Origin of the sequence: Crystallibacter degradans (assembly GCF_012952295.1) — a bacterium.
Taxonomy (GTDB): Bacteria; Actinomycetota; Actinomycetes; order Actinomycetales; family Micrococcaceae; genus Crystallibacter; species Crystallibacter degradans.
Map to the genome: position 1 here is coordinate 14,754 of NZ_JABBCH010000021.1, position 17,376 is coordinate 32,129.

The window sequence follows — 17,376 nt, forward strand, 5'->3', positions numbered from 1 at the left end:
GGTGCCGCACGCAAGCGGCTATGAACCGAGACGTGATGGAGGAATGTGTATGTGCCGGACGGCGACATGCCAGAAATGTACAAAGGCAACGTGGGCAGGCTGCGGCAACCATGTCGAGCAGGTGATGCGCAACGTTCCGCAGTCCCGCCGCTGCACCTGTGCAGCCGCTGCCGGCCGGCAGCCGGGCGCCGGGTTTGGCTGGCTCAGGAAGCTGTTCGGCCGTTAGGCCGCAGGCACATGTTAAGGTGACGCGCATGGAAACATCCGATTTGATCCTGCACCTCGCCGGCCCGGGGGCGCAGCCCTTTCCCGACCTTGCCGCAGCCCTGCGCGTCGCGGGCAACGCCCGGGCGGAACTGCCGGGCGTGCGCCTCGAAGTCGTCGTCCAGGGTCCGGTTGTCGCGCAGCTTGCCGGCGACGCGCACAATGCCGCGGAAGCTTCCGCCCTCGCGGCCGAAGACGGCGTGACAATAACCGCTTGCCGCAACAGCCTGCGCTCGGCAGGAATCGACGAAGCCTCCCTGGCGGCCGGAGTTGCCGTCGTTCCCGCAGCCGTCGCCCATATCGCCCGGCGTCAGTTCAACGGTGCCGCCTACATCCGCATCTAGGCGGGAATTGCGCCGGCCCCTGTCCGACCGGCGGCACGGGAGCCGGTACACGAAAAGCCCGGCAGGCCGGTTGCGTCCGGCCAGGGCAGTGGCGGCGGCATGAGCGGCGGCCGGTTCGGGCGGACTTGTCCGTTAGCGCGGCGTCCGGGTGCCGAACGTTGTGCTGACGGTGTAGTTCTCGGCCAGTACATAGCTGCGCCGGAACTCCACCGGCACGCCGTTGGAGCAGCCCAGGCGTTCTATGAACAGCAGCGCCGCTCCGGGCGTGCAGTTCAACGATGCTGAGAGCTCCGGGGTGGCTGCGACGGCAGTGAGTTTTTCTTCTCCGCCGTCGAGCCTGATCCCGCACCTGGTCTCGAGCTCCTCATACAAGGCGCTGTTGGAAAAATCCGCCGCCAGCAGGGGCCGGCACCGGCTCGCCTGCAGCCATACCTCGTCCACGGCCAGCGGAACGCCCTGGGCGCAGCGCCTGCGGGCCAGGCGGAACAGCGGCTCCCCGGCCGGCAGGCCCAGGCGGGCTGCGGCGGCCGGGTTCTGTTCAATCTCCTGGGCCAGGATGTCGCTGGAATGTTCCAGCCCGGCCTCCTGCAGGGTGGCGAAAAGGCTGTAGACCGGCCCGTAGGCCTGGCTCTTTCCGGCGATCACCGGCGGCAGGGCCACCGGTTTGCGCCCGCGCTCGGCACTGACCAGTCCGGCTTCACGCAGCGGGCGCAACGCGGCGCGGATGCTGCCGCGGCTGGCGTTGTACTCACTGGCCAGGGAGAGCTCGCCGGGAAATCCGGCGGTGAATTCACCCTCCTGCAGCCGGCGGCGCAGATCCCGGCTGATCGATTCCCACAGCGGGACCCCGGTCCCGGCGGCACCGGATTCTCCCGCAGACGGTTTTACATGGTCCTGCCCGCTCACGTAGCCTCAATCATAATGTATAGACATTTCGCGGCCCTGTGGGGCCGCAGCGAGGAGTACGCATGCCATCCCAGCGATCCGATCCGGCCGGCACTTCCCGCCGCCGTAACCTTACCGTGGCTGCCACCGTGCTGGGAGTAGCGGTCCTGGTGCTGTTTGTGGGCATCTTCGCCTTTCAAGGCGGCAAATCGCAGCAGGCCGCGCAGGCAGGCCAGGACACGGCGCAGAGCGGGGCGGTGCTGGATATGTCCCGCCGGATCGCTGATGATCCGGCCGCGCTCGGGGCCGTGGACGCGCCGGTGGTCATGGTCGAATATGCCGATTACCGCTGTCCCTTCTGCGGCCTTTTCGCCCGGGATGTCCTGCCCCCGCTGGTGGAGAAGTATGTCGACAGCGGCCGGCTGCGCATTGAATGGCGCGATCTTCCGGTCTTCGGCGAGCAGTCCATGGAAGCGGCCGTGGCCGGGCGCGCGGCCGGCGAGCAGGGCAGGTTCTGGGAGTTCAACAAGGCGGTCTTCGCGGTTGCCCCGGAGCGGGGCCACGCCGAGCTGGACCGGGAGAGGCTGATGGACATCGCCAAGGAAGCCGGTGTCCCCGACCTGAAGAAATTCGAGCAGGACCTGGACTCGCCGGACCTGCGCGAAGCCGTGGGGAAGGACGTGCGCGAAGCGGCGTCGCTCGGTGCCTCGGGAACACCGACGTTCCTGGTCAACGAGACCCCGTTCGTTGGGGCCCAGCCCTTGGAAGCCTTCGAAAAGGCCATCGATGAGGCCCTGGCCGAGGCGTCCCGCTGATGGAAATAGGGTATGCCGGGGCGTTTCTGGGCGGGGTGCTGACGCTGCTCAGCCCCTGCTCGGCACTGCTGTTGCCGGCGTTCTTCGCCTATGCTTTCTCCACAAGGACCAGCCTCGTGGCCCGCACGGCGCTGTTCTATGCCGGGCTGGGCTCCACGCTTCTGCCGCTGGGTATCTTCGCCGGCGCCCTGGGATCGCTGGTGACCGTGCACCGGAATTTTCTCGTCACGGGCGCGGCGGCGCTGGTCATCCTGCTCGGCGTGCTGCAGATCCTGGGCATCCGGATGCCGGCCCTGCTCCGGAACACAACACAGGCCGGTTCCTCCCGCCTGTCGGTGTTCGTCCTCGGCGCGGTGTACGGCGTCGCGGGCGTCTGCACCGGCCCGATCCTGGGATCGGTCCTGACCGTAGCCGCCGTCGGCTCCAGCGCCGTGTACGGTGCGGTCCTGCTGGCCATCTACGCGCTCGGCATGGCCCTGCCGCTCTTCGTGCTCGCCCTGTTCTGGGACCGGATGGGAATCACCCGCCGCCGCTGGCTGCGGCCGCGCCCGGTGAGCATCGGCCGCTGGTCCAACTCCTGGATCATGGTGATCTCCGGAATCCTCTCGGTCGCGATAGGCATCCTGCTGCTGCTCACGGACGGTACCGCCGGCCTGGGTGGCGTACTCAGCGTCGGGGACCAGTTCCGGCTGGAAAGTTCCGTCAGCGCCGGGGCCGCCGGCATGTCCAACACGGTCTTCGCGCTGATCGCTCTGGCAGTGCTCGCCGCTGCCGCCGTGCTTTTCCTGAAGAACCAACGCACCACCAACCCAAGCCGCACTCCGGTCCCGGACCGGGTGCCGCCGAGCGATAAGGATTCCTGATGAGCGCAGACCGCGCCGCCGGACACCAACGGTTCCTCTCCGCCCTGGCGGCCTGGCCGCGACGGCGCTGGCTCGCGGCCGGCGCCGCGGCAGCCGGGGCCTGCCTGCTGATAGCGGTTCCGACCGATCTGATCGATACACCCTTTTTCAGCCGCGAGGTGCCGCCCACCTGGTGGTCCTTCCCCGTCCTGGCCGTCACCGCGGTCCTGGCCGGCCTCGTCACGGCAACCTACGTCTCCCGGATACCCTCACCCGCCGAAAGGAAAACACGACTGGGCGCGGCCGGAACCATCATGGCCTTCTTCGCCGTCGGCTGCCCCGTCTGCAACAAACTGGTCCTGCTGGCGTTGGGAACCTCGGGAGCGATGCAGTACTTCGAACCCCTCCAGCCGCTGCTCGCCGCACTGTCGATCGGACTGCTCGGCTGGGCGCTCTATAAGCGCACGACGTCGGAAGACCGCTGCGCAGTACCGGCCAAACCGGCCCAAGCTGCCGTACCTGTCGAGCCGGGCGGGTCGCCGGTCCAGGACCCGCCCGTCAACACCACAGACCGCTTCCCGACAGCCGGCCCGTAACGCACGCCCTCCTGCCGTCTGCCACCGGGGTCCGGCTCGACCCCGCTAAGCCGCCTGCTCTGATACCGGCGGACGTTGCGTCGTCAGCCGTTGCCCGCCGGCCCGTCGGGTACGGCCAGGGCAAACGTGCTCTGCTTCCGGGTGGGAAACAGGGCCGTGCCGTTCGGGAGGACGGACACCGGAAGCCTGGCATCACCGGTGTCAAGGATGGCCCCGGACTCAACATCGATTCGGGCTGCCACGCCGTTGAGCAGAGCAAAGACGGCGCCGCCGCCGATGGAGGAGACGCGGGCCTCGTCAAAGGATTTCCGCCAAAGCAGGCCGGCGCCGGGCCTGAAGGCCCGGAGGACGCGGGACCCGTTCCGGGCCTCCGAGGTCAGCAGCACCGTGCCCGTTGCCTCATCCACGGCGGCCGCCGCGGCCGGCTCGCCCGGAACCTGCCCCAGTTCTTCTCCGGAGCGCAGACTGTACGCCACCGGCACCGGTTCCGCGTCCCCTGCGTCCCATTCCAGGACGACGATTCCGCCTGTCGAGGGGCCGTACGCGCCGGTAAAGCGGACCGTGGCTTCCGGATCTGCCCCTGCCGGCCGGCGCAGATCGGCGGACGACCACAGGATGTTGCCGGAACCGGTATCGAAGGCCGAAAATGATGTTTCGCTGCCAGCCAGGGCAGTGCCATGATGCTCATAGAGCGCCGTTCCGGTGCCGACCTCAACGACGGCACCGGTATCGGCATCAAGCAGGACACCCGGGGGCGGGTCGGCCGTGAGCGCCTTGGGGGTATCGGCAAAAATCAGCCCGGATCCAGCAGACGGACCGGGCACCCGGGTCGGCCCCCACAGCACCTCCGCATCATCCGCGGCGAACGCCGTCGCCACGACGACGCTTACCGGGCCCTGTCCGTCCGTCCTGGCATCGGAATCCAAAATGACGACGGCCGGCTCGCCGTTAACCTCGGTCACCACCGTGCCCACGCAGGACGGGTTCGTGTCCACCCGCCAAGCGGTCTTCGCGGCATTGAACCCGTAGAAGCTCAGGTCCGCCCTGCCGTTGCCGGGGAAAACAGAGCCAAGGAAAACCGTTCCGGCCTCCGCAGGGGCGCTGTCGACCGACACACCGGACACGGGGCGGAACCCCGGAAAATACTGTGTGTCCCCGGCGGGTGCGGAAGACCCCGCCAGCGGTCCGCCTGTTTCAACGCGTTCGGCGCCCGGGGAGTCCGGGGCCAGGGTACAGGAGCTCACACCCAACAGCACTGTCAGGGAAAAGCCCAGAAATTTCAGCCGGTAATGTTTAGACATTTCGTGTGCCACGTTACCACGCAGACCCAGCCCGTTCCGCGGATAACCCGTCTGACCAATCAATAAGAGGGGAGTCCCAAGAGGTGCATGGGCGCGGCAACTTCATGCCGACGAGGGTCCGGGGGCGAAAACGGCAGTATCAGCTGCAAACCCGACCGCTGTGTTCAAAAGGCACCCCGGCAGAACCATTCAGGCCGTCCTGATCTTCATGGGCATCAATGGGGGTCCGCTACCTGCTCACCGGCGGTTGCCTCATCGGCTACACGATGGTGAATATGCTTGGAACGGCCATGACGTGGGCAAGCGCACTCCGGCCGGCTGTACTTTGTCAGCTTGTGGGGTGTCCTTCAAACTGGAGACTGCCTTGGCGCCGGTAATTTTTGGTCATGTTGCTGGACGAGCGCCGGGGCAATTACTAGAGTCTCTGACTACGTAAACCGGCAGGGTGCGCACAGCGCCCAGGGAGGAGGAGCGCATCACCGCTGACCAATACCAAACGTCAACTGCCCAACCCGCTGAAAGCCCCTCCCGAGGGGCTTTCCCTATTTATCCGCCGGTATAAGCCGACACAGTCCTCGGTCCGGCACCTCAGCCGTTTCACGATAAATGCCTGGAGTTGCATGGGGGCATGTGTTGGTCAGGAGTGCATATCTGTTTCCAGGGACTGCAGCGTATTTGCCGCGGTTGAAACCGCCGGCTGCTTGACGGCTCCAACGGAGCCCGGACCGGTGTTTAGGTGGCCGGTGGCCTGGTATTGCGCGGGAACCGCCGGTTACGGAAACTTTCGGATTCAATCTTCCGGCTGTTCTTCTGATCAGCAGCGCTTTTACCGGCGCGATTGCCAACTGCCCCGGCATGCGCCAAAGTGTCCGCTGGAGGACCGCCTAACGCGACAGCGGGAAGGTCTGCGAGGTCCTGGGCAGACCGGGGGAGGTAAGGCAGGTGCTGCCACTGGCGAGGGGCTGCCGGCGCCCGAAGCTGCACAGGCAGAGATCAATGGGGTCTTAGTTGATAGGGGGTGCGGCAGGCCTGTGTTCCTTAGAGAATTTCCAAGTGCACTCCGCCTGGTCTGCGGTCGTATGGGCTGTCTGGACCTGTGAAGGGCTCCTGAGATGTTCAACGCAGCGGCGGGTTAGGCTCTTGCTCAAGCCAGCACTTCGGGCGAGGTCTTCGTTGCTCCAGTACTTCTTTCCGACCCGCTCCTCTGCGGTGAGGAGGGCCGCTACGCGTTGAATGGCCCATCGTGGCAATGTCGAGTTGGTCAATTCAATTCTCCGTTCCGCATGAATCTCAAGATCTGCGCGTCTCGTTCCCCGATCAATAATCTGCAGGGAAACTTCTCCTTGCCTTCGAGCCAGATGAGCTGTATGGATGTGGGCAGTGGTCGTCTATTCAGGCATTGAGCGGCTCCTGGATAGGCGCGACAAGCGGAGAGGGGATGCAAAGAAGAAGTCAACAAGTGGAAGGTTTATCGTGGTTAACAAGCGGCCCAGGCGCCGGCGGTTTGTTGACCCTTCGCCTATCCCCGTCTCGCCCACCCCGTCGATCCTCAGCAGATAGCGCGAAGGCCGGTCCTTCGATGAGGGACAGGTTCGGGTGGTGACATCACCGACGTCAGTGAGGCTTTGGCCCCCGGGTACTTTGCTTGTCAGATGTGTCCGGGCCTATGACTGCACAGTGGTTAGGCAACGCCCATGGAACACGAGCGGTGCTCGTTCCTCATCACTTTGCGCGGACTCGAGTTCGACGACGACGAAGTCGTGGTCGCCGACCCGGGTGACAGAGCGGATGGGTCCAGTCATATGGGTGATTCCACCCCGCACGAGCATTTCCCCTCGGGGGCCTGACGCCCAATTATCCTCATCGAAACGTCCCGCGTGCTTCTTGGTGATCGCCCGCACCAGCTCATGGTGCTCGTTGCTGAGCACCGAAATGCCAAGCCGGGAGCAGGCTTGAAGATGTGGCCAGCTCGTGGACTCGAGACCGACGAAAAACCCGATCAACGGGGGGTCGAGGGAGATGGACACAAACGAGCCGACTACGATAGCGGCCGGAGTGCTGGTGCGGTCACCGGCGACTACGGACACGCTTGTAGGAATCGCTGCCATTGCTGTGCGCATCTGCGCGGGATCCAGGATCCGGGCCTCGCTGTGAACGATGGTCATCATGCACTCCTTAGTAATCCGTGAAACAGGATGTGATCTGTTGCACTTCACGCTACGAGCGTGCTTGCAGGGGTGTCCAAGTCGCGTTTCCGAACCCCGGCATAGGCTCCTCCTATCGACAGGCTGCAGTCGTCCTCCTCGTCGCGGAACCACGCTGCTCGGATTACTTGCTCCGGCAGCTCGTGCTGCCATGTGAAGACGGGCATCTGCCGTCGTAACCGGTAGATCAGGCGTAGCGGCCTTCGCCGGTGCCCTGGCTACCAGAATCATGCAGCTGAAGCTCAGCTCGGCAAACAAAGGCATTGTGGAACCCCTCAAGAGCTAATTGGAGACCTCCTTCCTTCTCCGGAGGTCCTACACGTCGAGCCGCACGATTTCAACGTCCAGCTGGCCGTCTGGCTGCCTAAGGCCAACAGTAGAGTGGTTCGGAACTCCGGTTGCCGCCCGGTAGCTTCGAATGGTAGGGACCATGCCGCGACGCTGCCGCAACCGGATTGGGACGACCTGGACGCGACCAGGATCTCCGGGTTATTTATCCATCTGGAGCACGAACGGCACAAAGCGTCAGGACCCGCAATGTCCGTCTCACGGCAATATGCTCGCTGTTCTTCTCCGGGGTGCCGCGCCACCCCGAACATGCTCTGCTGATCCAGCGCGTGCTCGCCATCCCGCCGAAGCGGTTCGACGAGCGCACCGTGACGTTTCTGACACCACCCGAGATCAACGCCCTCGTCGCCGCGCCGGATCAGTCCAGATGGGAAGCCCTGCGGGACAAGGCCCTGATGCTTCTGGCCATCCAGTCCGGCCTGCGGGGTTTCCGGACTCGCGAACCTGGGCTACCGCGACATCACGCTGGGTTCCAGGGCAACGTCCCGCTGCGAAGGCAAAGGATGCAATCAACGCGAAGGTTCCGCTCGCCGGCCCGTCGAGGCGTTGCTGCGGGTCGCGCTACAGGCCAACACGCACGCGAGGACTGCTGCCCAACAATGTCCCTCACTGCTGGGAGGAGCATCCACACGCACGTGTTTCGTCGCAGCCGCGCCATGTCCCTTTTTCAAGCCGGCGTCGACACCTTGGTAATCGCATTCTGGCTCGGCCACGCAGACATCCGATCCACAGACGCCTACGTCCAGCCGACATCGCTATCAAGGAGAAGGCCCCGCCCTCACCAGACCCGCATCGGCAGCATCAGGTCGCTACTAAACAACGGACAAAGTCTTCGCGTTCCTCGAGAGCCTGTGACTACGCCGAGGCTTGCCACAGCAGGACGCTGAAGACCAGCCCGAACTGGCAGCTGCTCGGTATAGTCGGGGGCGCGGCAAGGTCGACCTATGCGGAGCCAACGCCTGGCCTCAAGCGCAATAGAACAACAGCCGTGGCCATTTTCAGCTGGCGGAAATGGTCCTATTTTTCGGAGCTAACATTCAGGAAGGGCGTTCATTGATTCCCAACCTCTTTAGCTGCAGGTTATTGACGTCCGGCAGCTCAATCATGACATTGTTCAGGGAGCGCTGGACCAGCCATGACGAGACTCCGAATCATCCATCCGGTGACCGTGGCGAAATGAACTGGTGACTACGCTGGGTGGCACCAGTTCGGAAGCGGTGGCAGTGGGTTTATTCCTTTTCCCTGTGGGCGCAAGAGCACGACGATCGAGGCCTCGGTCCGGAAGACGCCGGCGGCCAGATGCGGCGGTAATTTCGCGTTTCAATCTAACCGGCGTCATGCTTGAAGGAACCGGGTAGCGCTGGCCATGTATCCGCCGTCGATCAGGAGATCATGGCCAGTGATATAGGAGGACGCTTCCGAAGCCAGGAACACCACCCCATCGGCAATTTCTCTTGGCTGGCATGCGCGACCAATGGGCGCCAAGGACGAGAACGACTGGACGAGCGCGGGAGCGTCTTGAGTCAGAGGCGTCTCCACAAAGCCGGGGCAAACGGTGTTGACTCGAATCCCTGCTGGAGCCAATTCGTTCGCAGCTGCCTTGCTCAGTCCACGTACAGCCCACTTGCTTGCTGTATAGGCTGCCGCCTCATAACCCGTGAACGCTGCGAAGGAACAAATGTTAACCACGGCGCCTCCGCCGGAATCTCGCATGACCGGCGTTGCGTGTTTCATACCAAGGAAAACACCGGTCTGGTTAACCGCAATCACCCGCGACCAATCCTCGACTCTGGTGTCCAGCACCCCGGCTCGGTTGGTCACGCCCGCATTGTTGACCAGGACGTCAAGGCCGCCGAGTGTGGATGACACCTCTTTCATCGCGCCGTGCCATGATGCTTCGTCACTTACGTCCAACGCAATCCCAAACACGTCCAGCTCGGGCTGGCGCAACCGCCCGACGGCCGTAGCCACACGTTCGGAGGTAACATCGGCAACAATCACCGCCGCCGCACCCTCGGCGATCGCGGCATCCACCACCGCTGTTCCGATCCCCCCTGCCGCGCCTGTGACCAGGACCCGCAACCCATCCAGTTTTCCATTCATGCGTATCGCTCTTTCGTGATGAGGACAATTTCGGATTTGATTTCTGCCAGTGCGCAGGTTGGCGCTGCTCGTGCTTGAAACCGCCCCCGAGTGTGCGTGGCTGCTCGATCCGGGCCTGCGTTTCCGCCCTTCGCTGGACAACATCGGCGGCGATCCAGCACGCCCGAGGTCCTGGTTCAGATAGGGGTCCGGCAGCCAGACCCGCCGACGCCGCTTACAGCGGTGTTTCGCAGGACGAATGATGGCCCCGCTTGAGCGCGCGCTCGAACGGGGCCATCACGCCTGTATGGGCAGACTCAGTACTGCAGTGACTTGATCTCCAGGAATTCCTCGAGACCGTGGACCCCGAACTCACGGCCGTTTCCTGATTGCTTGTACCCCCCGAACGGTGCATTCATGCTGAAGTCTCCGCCATTGATGGCGATCTGGCCGGTTCGCACTTGCCCAGCGATCGTACGCGCCCTGTCGGTGTCCTTCGACCAGACAGCGCCTGCGAGGCCGTAGGGCGTGTCATTGGCGATACGAACGGCGTCCTCGTCCGTGTCATAGGGAACGATCGACAGTACCGGCCCGAAGATTTCCTCGCGATGGATGGTCATCTCAGGCGTTACTTCTGAGAACACCGTCGGCTTCACGTAGTAGCCGCTCTCGAGGCCAGGTACCGGTTCGCTGCCGCCAGTAATTAGCTTGGCACCTTCCTTGACGCCCTGCTCGATATAGCTGCGCACCCGGTCCTGCTGAACCTTTGAGACAAGCGGGCCGAGCTGGACACCTGGGGTTGTCGGGTCGCCAACCTGGAGGGACTCCGCTGCGTCCTTCGCCGCCTTCTCAGCGCGGCCCAGCATCTGCCTTGGAACAACGAGCCGGGTCAAAGCGGCGCAGGCCTGGCCGCCGTTGAGATATGCCCACTGCATCGCGTGCGGCATCAGTTCATCGATGTCAGCGTCGTCGAGCACGACGTTAGCGCTCTTTCCACCGAGCTCGAGCGAAACCCGCTTGATCGTCTCTCCCGCAAGCGCGGTCACACGCTTGCCGGCACGGGTGGAACCGGTGAAGGAGACCATATCCACGTCAGGGTGGGAAACCAGGGGCTCGCCGGCCTCGGCTCCAGTACCCGTTAGCAGGTTGAAGACTCCCTCGGGCAGCCCGGTAGAGTCGATAATCTCGGCTAAAAGACAGGCAGACAACGGCGCAATTTCGCTGGACTTGACGACGATGGTGCTGCCACCGGCGAGAGCGTAGGCGACCTTCCCTGCGATCTGGTGGAGTGGGAAGTTCCAGGGAGTGATGGCTCCAACGACTCCGACCGGCTCGCGGATAATGGTTGAGGAGCCCTCGTTGCGTTCGAATTGATAGGCCTCTGCGATATCTGCGGCCAGAGCGAAGCTTTGGATTGCCATGGGGACCTGCATTGCTGAGGCGAAGTCGATGGTAGTCCCCATCTCACTGGTAATGGTGTGTGCCAGTTCGTCTGAACGTTCCTTCATCCCGGAAGCGATCGCCCGCAAGTAGGCAGCGCGCTTGTCCACGGAGGTACTTGCCCACTGTGGGAAGGCTTCACTTGCTGCGGCAACGGCAGCGTTGACATCATCGGCGTTGCCGGCAGGAACGGAGGCAATTACGTCCTCGGTGACGGGGCTGATCACATCAATCTGGCCACTACCGCGGGCGGGGACCCACGATCCGTTGATGTAGAACTTGGAGTAGTGTTCATTTGTCATTGCTGACTCCTTAGTAGTTTCGGCTACAAAATAATCAAAACTGTTTGATGTTGGCGGATGTGTGGATGTGTGGATGTTGAGCTGTTCGGGCATTCTGGCGGTGATACTCGGCGAATCGAAGATTTCCTTATCAAGCTCCGGCGCACGATTGTTTGAAACGACTCCGGAATTCATCTTGAAGGAATCCGGAAGAGTGCAATTTGTCAGAAAGATCCCGTCACGTGGAATCCTCCGCCGCTGATATCAAGGTGTGCGCCGCTGATCCAGGAAGCCTTGTCCGACATCAACCACATAATCGCCTCTGACACTTCGTGTGCTCGACCCACGCGACCTATAGGGATCGACTCTTCGATGGATTTTTTCCGGCGAGGATCATTGAGTATCTCGCTGGTCATGCCTGTATCAATTAATCCAGGACGTACCGCATTCACTCGTATATTCCATTTTGCTACCTCTTTTGCCATTCCCGTGGTAAAAGAATCTACTGCAGCTTTCGACGCTGCATAACATGCACCGCGGGCGCGCCCACCGATAGTTGCCCCCATGGAAGAAACGTTGACAATACTTCCGCCATTGTTTTCGTTTCCCATCATGGAACGGGCGGCTTCCCTTGAGCACAGCATGAGTCCGGTTACATTCACAGCCATTAATGCCGCAACCTTATCCGCCTCCAATTCGGTGCAGTCGGCGGAGTAAATAAGGCCGGCAGCGTTTACGAGACCGGAAACTGGTCCGAGGTCCGCTTCTGCCCGCCGGAAAAACTCTACGACTTCCTCCTCGACGGTGATGTCTGTAGTCAGCGCCACGGCCTTCGACCCCTGCGCTTGCAGCTCATCTACCAGGGTATTTGCTTCATCCATCGTGTCAGCGAGACTTGCGATTGCTACATGATATCCATTGCCAGCAGCAATTCTGGCTGTGGCCATACCAATTCCAGTCGCACCACCGGTAATTACAATCGTAGACATAATTTCCTGTTCAATCGGTCGAAATTCGACGAGGGTGGGGTTGGGTTTTCAGTGAATGCAAGTCGCGATTTAATATGCCGCTGGGAATGGACATCTACTCGAGACGCAAGTCGCAACAAGAGCAAAACCATCGTCAGCAGACATCACGAGTGATGTGTGGTCGAAGTGAAACACCCGGGAAATCAAGAAACCCGCGTTGTGCTTGGCGCCGCGGTCCGGCACCGGCTCTTATATAGAAGAGTCGGTGCCAGACCACTCAACCCTGGACGGGCTCCAGTTCCTGAATCAATGAGGTAGCGTGCTCGACATTGGCATTCTGTTTCGCAAGGTCATCTGCGAACAATGGCATGACCAGTCTGCCGAAACGCTCCGCTTCCTCCGCATGGGGGTAACCACTCAGGCAGAAGCTTGAGCAACCAGCATCCATGAATCGACGGATTGTCCCTGCAACCTGCTCGGGGTTACCTACAATTGCGACTCCAGCTCCTTCACGCACGGTCGCAATGCCGCTCCAGAGATGCTGATCGATCATATGGTTCTCGACTTTGGCAAGCTCTTTCATGCGGTCATTCGCTACCGACTGATCGCCTAGCGCTGCGCGTTCCTGCTGGAGTTTAGGAGTAGCGTGGGCAATGAGCGCCCGCGCCGCCGCCCAGGCCTCGTCTTCGGTCTCGCGGACGATGATGTGCAACCGCATGCCGTAACGCAATGTACGCCCTACAGTCGCGGCACGCGCGTTCATCTCAGCGACGCGCTCTGCGATTGTGTCAGGTGTATCCCCCCAGAACAGATGCACGTCTGCATGCTTCGCGCAGAGGTTCTTGGCAGCTTCCGACAGTCCTCCGAGGTAGATGGGAGGGAAAGGCTTCTGATAGGGCTTGGGCTTGACCAGAATCTGGTTGGCCTTGAAGTACTTGCCGGCAAAGTCGAAGGGTTCTTCTTCAGTCCAGGCCCGTTTCATGACATCGAGCGCCTCGTCAAACAACTCATAGCGCTCGTCATGGCTGTGGAACGATCCGTCGGCTTCGCATTCGCTGGAGGTTCCTCCAGCGATTAGATTGACGCGCACCCGTCCCTCGGTCAGCTGGTCGAATGTCGATAGCATTTTTGCCATGACCGTGGGCGCGATAAAACCGGGTCGCGCCGCGACCAGGGGAATGATTTTCTCCGTCTTTGCGGCGATCATGGCACATGTGATGTATGCGTCCCAGCAGTTAGTTTGCACGGGGACTAGGATGTACTCGAAACCGGCCTTTTCTGCGGATTGAGCAACTCCGGAGAAAAGCTCCATGCTGGGCGCCGCTTCAGCTTCGGGGACTCCAAATGCGGCAGTATCTCCCCAAGTGGGAATGAACCATCCAAACTCGACCGTCATGGCCGCCTCCTGCGATTTGATCGGTTGTCGAGGATCTGCCTCGAATAAATTTCATTGGCAGTGACTTTGAAGAGCTATTTGCTCTTGCTATCTGCCCTTCCCAAGCTATGGAATGAATCACACCGCGGCTAAGTCGTTTCTCTTCTGCCCTCTATACGGTGGGCTTATCGCCGTGGCCCTCGTCCTTGGTGGAGACGTGGAGGGAGCGCACACTTGTAACAGCAGTACTCGGACTTCAAGAGTCGATGGTTTCGTGCAGGGAAGTTGGCCACGTGCGACCTCATCACCGGACCCGACACTTTACGCATCGACGCGGGGGACAGCGTCAGTACAAGGGAATTACCTCGACCAACGCGAGGATGTGGGCGTGAGGTCCCTGTAAGGGTTCTAGTATCGTAAGGGTTCCCTCCCGGTAGATCTGCACAAGGGTACGGGTACAGGTCACGGCGGGTACAAGGTTTAATACTGTGAACGGCAGGTCCACAGCGACAGGCCACAACAGATCGTTATTGCGCTTTGCTCGCGATCTTAGATAGCGCGACCGAAGACGAAGGAGTCCACCGTGGAAGTTCGCCAGGCACGGCACTTCCTGGCAATCGTCGATCATGGAACTACCGGACGCGCTGCCGCGGAATTGCATATGACCCAACCGGCTTTGTCTCAATCCATAGTGAGTTTAGAAAGAGTGCTGCGGGTAAAACTGTTCCAACGTTCGACACGGGGGATGCAATTGACACCCTCCGGGGAGGCGCTGGTATGGCCGGCTCGGCGACTGGTTGAATCCGCTATCCGAGCCGTTGCTGCAGTTGACGAGAGTAGAGACGTACCCCGCGGGACTTTGAATATATCCGCAATGCCTGCATTGGCAGCGACGCCCGTAGCTGTCTGGGTCGCCCGATTCCGGGAGCGCTATCCGCAGGTATCGGTACATCTTGATTCTTATTTTGGGGAGGATAATATTGTCAAGCATTTCGACAAGAACCCTGTCGAAATACTTGTTTCGTTTTCCGACGAAGAGGTGTCGGGAAGTGTAAGGCGTCGGAAAATAGGCTCTCAAGATATGGTGATCGCGTTACCTCCCGGAACGGTGGTTAACGACGGGCCAACGGTGCAATTCAGGGAACTTGCTCAGCAAAATTTTGTTGTCGCACCTCCTCGCACATCAATGCGTCGCATCCTCGATCAAGAGTTCGCACGGGCCGGGGAGGAATTGAAGATTTCCATCGAGTCACCCTTTATGGACACGCTTCCCATACTGGTCGCGGGTGGCGCAGGCTGCGCTTTAGTTCCAGCCCAAGGGGCGGAGGTAGCACGTGAACTCGGTGCACTCATAAAGTATCCGGACCCTCCCATAGAACGGCCTTTCTATATCTATTACCACACCCAACGGTTGTCCTACGCGGCGCAAGCATTTATTAGAATGGCGAAAGACGATCAGCACCAAATCACAGATTAAGTGAATCGTGCGCTCTTCGAAAACTGCCACTGAATCCAACTGAACCTTGGCATTTCACGCTGGCTCGCGCCTTGCGTGATCATGTTTGAAATCACTCGCTAGCACCGATCTCTTCTCTTTCGGGGGAAACACGTATCCAAGAGACTGTGGGGCGATTCGAACCATTCAAGGTCTGCTATCCGGCTATCCGTCCCACCTGATGGCCCATTGCCCGGCACCGTGGTTGGCTTCGCCCCCCCGTTACCCCCATGTGAGAGGGCGCCAAACTGGAGCGCTCCAGTCCCGGAATTGCATTTAAAGACCCTCATGATCCGAAGTGGCCAGGTAGGCCGTCATAAGTGGCATCTATGACCTGGGAAGGAAAAACCGATTTGATCCACGTCACATCGCCAGTCACTATGAACAGACCGCGGACAGCAGATATGAGCGTGTATCAATTCGGGGCACCGCACCATTGGCGAACCCCCGCACGGTAGTCATCGACGGGGTCGTGTTGGGGCGCGAGGGTTATGAAAGACGGTTTTCGGGCTTCCGCACGCATCAGCATCGACGCCATTTCCAAGAGCTCATCATTACTGCAGGGTCCTCAGCACAGTTATGTCATTCCAACCGAAGGAGTCACAAAGTGGACAAAACTACTGATCTGGTGCGGCCTGATCCCGACGGAGGGACGTCGTCGCCGAAGACCGAGCAGAAGAACGGGATCCGAAAGGTCATCGCAGCGAGCACGGTCGGAACCTCCATTGAATATTACGACTACTTCATCTTTGGAACCGCTGCAGCAACTGTCTTCCCGCAACTCTTCTTTCCGCAGTTCAGCCCCCTTGCGGGCACACTTGCAGCTTTCGCAACCTTCGGTGCCGGATTCTTCGCTCGACCTCTCGGCGCGGCTATAGCTGGCCACTTCGGAGACCGTATCGGCCGCAAATCCATGCTGGTCATGACTCTCCTCGTCATGGGCGTCGCGACGTTCGCCATCGGCCTTTTACCAGGCTACGACACCATCGGCATATGGGCCCCGATCCTCCTAGTGGTACTTCGTCTGATTCAAGGATTCGGAGTGGGCGGCGAACTTCCCGGAGCTCAGTTGATGTGCGTGGAGCACGCGCCAGCGAACCGGCGAGGATTTTTCGGCAGCTGGCCGCAAAGCGCCTCGCCGATCGGTCTCGCTCTTGCTACCGGGGCGTTCGTGGTCATCGGCAATATTGTGGATGAAGAACAGTTCATGGCATGGGGATGGCGGATCCCGTTCCTCTTCAGCGGTGTACTCGTTTTGGTGGGGATCTTCGTACGACTGTCAACTCACGAGAGCCCTGTATTCAAGGAGGCTCAGAAGCTCGGTCAAAAGAGTGCCCTACCTATCGGAGAATACTTCAGCAAGAACCGTGTTCAGGCACTCCGTGGTATCGGCATGTACCTCGGCGTTACAGTCATTTACTACATTGTGACGACATTCATGATGTCTTACACCACAGGGCAACTGGAGATGAACCGTTCAGACGTACTGAACGTCGTCCTCCTGGCCCAACCTGTCTTCTTCGTTTGTTGTCTCGTCGGCGGCGCGCTCTCGGACAGGATTCCACGTCACCGTGTTTATGCACTCAGCTCATTGGGTGTAGGAGTTGTCGCTTTCCCCTCCTTCGCGCTGATTGATCTTGGCACTCCGGTAATGCTCTTTCTCGGGGTAGTACTCCTGGGAGGGTTCTTGTTCCTTTACTGCGGCGTCCAAGGGGCTCTTTTCGCCGAGATGTTCGACGTTCGTATCCGGTACACGGGGATGTCGTTGTCTATTGCGCTAGCGACCCTGATTGGCGGCGCGTTCACACCGGCCTTGGGCACACTTCTTGTTGAATGGTTCGGCGGACGAAGCTACGGCGTGTCTCTCTTGGTGATAGCGATCGCCCTGATCGCTGCGGCATCGGCGCACAGTAGCCGAAAAGCACAGGCGTTCAGCAAGTAGAAACAGGGCAGATAGAAAGCTGCCCGAAAGCGGGTCTCCTCGACACTGGTGTTCTCGGACTCATCACCAGTTGGGCAGAGGGGGCCCGCTTTTCTGCCCTGGCGTAGGAAGAGCCGACAAAGGCCGTCCTGCAATCAGGACGACCGCGGGACGACCCAGACCATCTCGGCGTTTCCAGATGATTACCTGTGGTG

15 protein-coding genes are annotated in these 17,376 nt (G+C 60.9%); 8 read left to right on the forward strand and 7 right to left on the reverse strand.

Features of this window, described 5'->3' with window-relative positions; translation table 11 throughout:
• Nucleotides 1-49: 49 nt before the first annotated feature.
• Nucleotides 50-226: a DUF8730 family Cys-rich protein gene (locus HGO92_RS24910; protein ID WP_502305993.1), complete on the forward strand. Its 177-nt coding sequence runs from the start codon at nt 50-52 to the stop codon at nt 224-226.
• A gap of 28 nt (nt 227-254) precedes the next feature.
• Nucleotides 255-608 carry a DsrE family protein gene (locus HGO92_RS20665; protein WP_169998217.1) on the forward strand — a complete coding sequence of 118 codons (354 nt, stop codon included), beginning with the start codon at nt 255-257 and terminating at the stop codon, nt 606-608.
• Between the two features lie 132 nt (nt 609-740).
• On the opposite strand, the gene HGO92_RS20670 is transcribed toward HGO92_RS20665, so the two are convergent.
• The gene (locus tag HGO92_RS20670) at nt 741-1,514 is read right to left on the reverse strand and encodes a GntR family transcriptional regulator (RefSeq protein ID WP_346769044.1); all 774 of its coding nucleotides are present in this window, start codon (nt 1,512-1,514) and stop codon (nt 741-743) included.
• A gap of 62 nt (nt 1,515-1,576) precedes the next feature.
• Between HGO92_RS20670 and HGO92_RS20675 the strand changes: the two genes are divergently transcribed.
• From HGO92_RS20675 to HGO92_RS20685, 3 genes are read left to right on the forward strand one after another with little or no spacing between them, the layout of a single operon-like run.
• Nucleotides 1,577-2,308: a DsbA family protein gene (locus HGO92_RS20675; RefSeq protein WP_169998219.1), complete on the forward strand. Its 732-nt coding sequence runs from the start codon at nt 1,577-1,579 to the stop codon at nt 2,306-2,308.
• Entirely contained in the window at nt 2,308-3,171 is an 864-nt protein-coding gene (locus HGO92_RS20680; RefSeq protein ID WP_169998221.1) for a cytochrome c biogenesis CcdA family protein, read from the forward strand. The genes HGO92_RS20675 and HGO92_RS20680 overlap by 1 nt, the downstream gene beginning before the upstream one ends.
• Nucleotides 3,171-3,746, forward strand: a complete 576-nt coding sequence (locus HGO92_RS20685; RefSeq protein ID WP_205834852.1) for a hypothetical protein — start codon at nt 3,171-3,173, stop codon at nt 3,744-3,746. Before HGO92_RS20680 ends, HGO92_RS20685 begins: the two co-directional genes overlap by 1 nt.
• A gap of 83 nt (nt 3,747-3,829) precedes the next feature.
• On the opposite strand, the gene HGO92_RS20690 is transcribed toward HGO92_RS20685, so the two are convergent.
• Nucleotides 3,830-5,047: a hypothetical protein gene (locus HGO92_RS20690; RefSeq protein ID WP_169998223.1), complete on the reverse strand. Its 1,218-nt coding sequence runs from the start codon at nt 5,045-5,047 to the stop codon at nt 3,830-3,832.
• A 1,664-nt stretch (nt 5,048-6,711) separates the two neighbouring features.
• Nucleotides 6,712-7,212, reverse strand: coding sequence for a flavin reductase family protein (locus tag HGO92_RS20695; RefSeq protein ID WP_205834853.1), 501 nt, complete (start codon nt 7,210-7,212; stop codon nt 6,712-6,714).
• A gap of 986 nt (nt 7,213-8,198) precedes the next feature.
• Here HGO92_RS20695 and HGO92_RS24765 point away from each other — a divergent pair.
• Nucleotides 8,199-8,486: a tyrosine-type recombinase/integrase gene (locus HGO92_RS24765; RefSeq protein ID WP_169998227.1), complete on the forward strand. Its 288-nt coding sequence runs from the start codon at nt 8,199-8,201 to the stop codon at nt 8,484-8,486.
• A gap of 448 nt (nt 8,487-8,934) precedes the next feature.
• Here the strand turns inward: HGO92_RS24765 and HGO92_RS20705 are convergent, their stop codons facing one another.
• From HGO92_RS20705 to HGO92_RS20720, 4 genes are all read right to left on the reverse strand, one after another.
• Entirely contained in the window at nt 8,935-9,702 is a 768-nt protein-coding gene (locus HGO92_RS20705) for an SDR family NAD(P)-dependent oxidoreductase (RefSeq protein WP_169998229.1), read from the reverse strand.
• Between the two features lie 296 nt (nt 9,703-9,998).
• A complete protein-coding gene (locus HGO92_RS20710; RefSeq protein WP_240974826.1) occupies nt 9,999-11,597 on the reverse strand; it encodes an aldehyde dehydrogenase family protein in 1,599 nt (532 codons plus the stop codon).
• A gap of 29 nt (nt 11,598-11,626) precedes the next feature.
• Nucleotides 11,627-12,391, reverse strand: a complete 765-nt coding sequence (locus HGO92_RS20715) for an SDR family NAD(P)-dependent oxidoreductase (RefSeq protein ID WP_169998231.1) — start codon at nt 12,389-12,391, stop codon at nt 11,627-11,629.
• 256 nt (nt 12,392-12,647) lie between these two features.
• A complete protein-coding gene (locus HGO92_RS20720; RefSeq protein ID WP_169998233.1) occupies nt 12,648-13,766 on the reverse strand; it encodes an LLM class flavin-dependent oxidoreductase in 1,119 nt (372 codons plus the stop codon).
• Between the two features lie 562 nt (nt 13,767-14,328).
• Between HGO92_RS20720 and HGO92_RS20725 the strand changes: the two genes are divergently transcribed.
• Together HGO92_RS20725 and HGO92_RS20730 are read left to right on the forward strand one after the other, a co-directional pair.
• Nucleotides 14,329-15,222 (forward strand): LysR substrate-binding domain-containing protein, encoded by an 894-nt coding sequence (locus HGO92_RS20725; protein ID WP_169998235.1) that lies wholly within the window; start codon nt 14,329-14,331, stop codon nt 15,220-15,222.
• Between the two features lie 625 nt (nt 15,223-15,847).
• Complete coding sequence (locus HGO92_RS20730; protein ID WP_169998236.1) at nt 15,848-17,182, forward strand: MFS transporter; 1,335 nt, start codon at nt 15,848-15,850, stop codon at nt 17,180-17,182.
• Nucleotides 17,183-17,376: the final 194 nt, after the last annotated feature.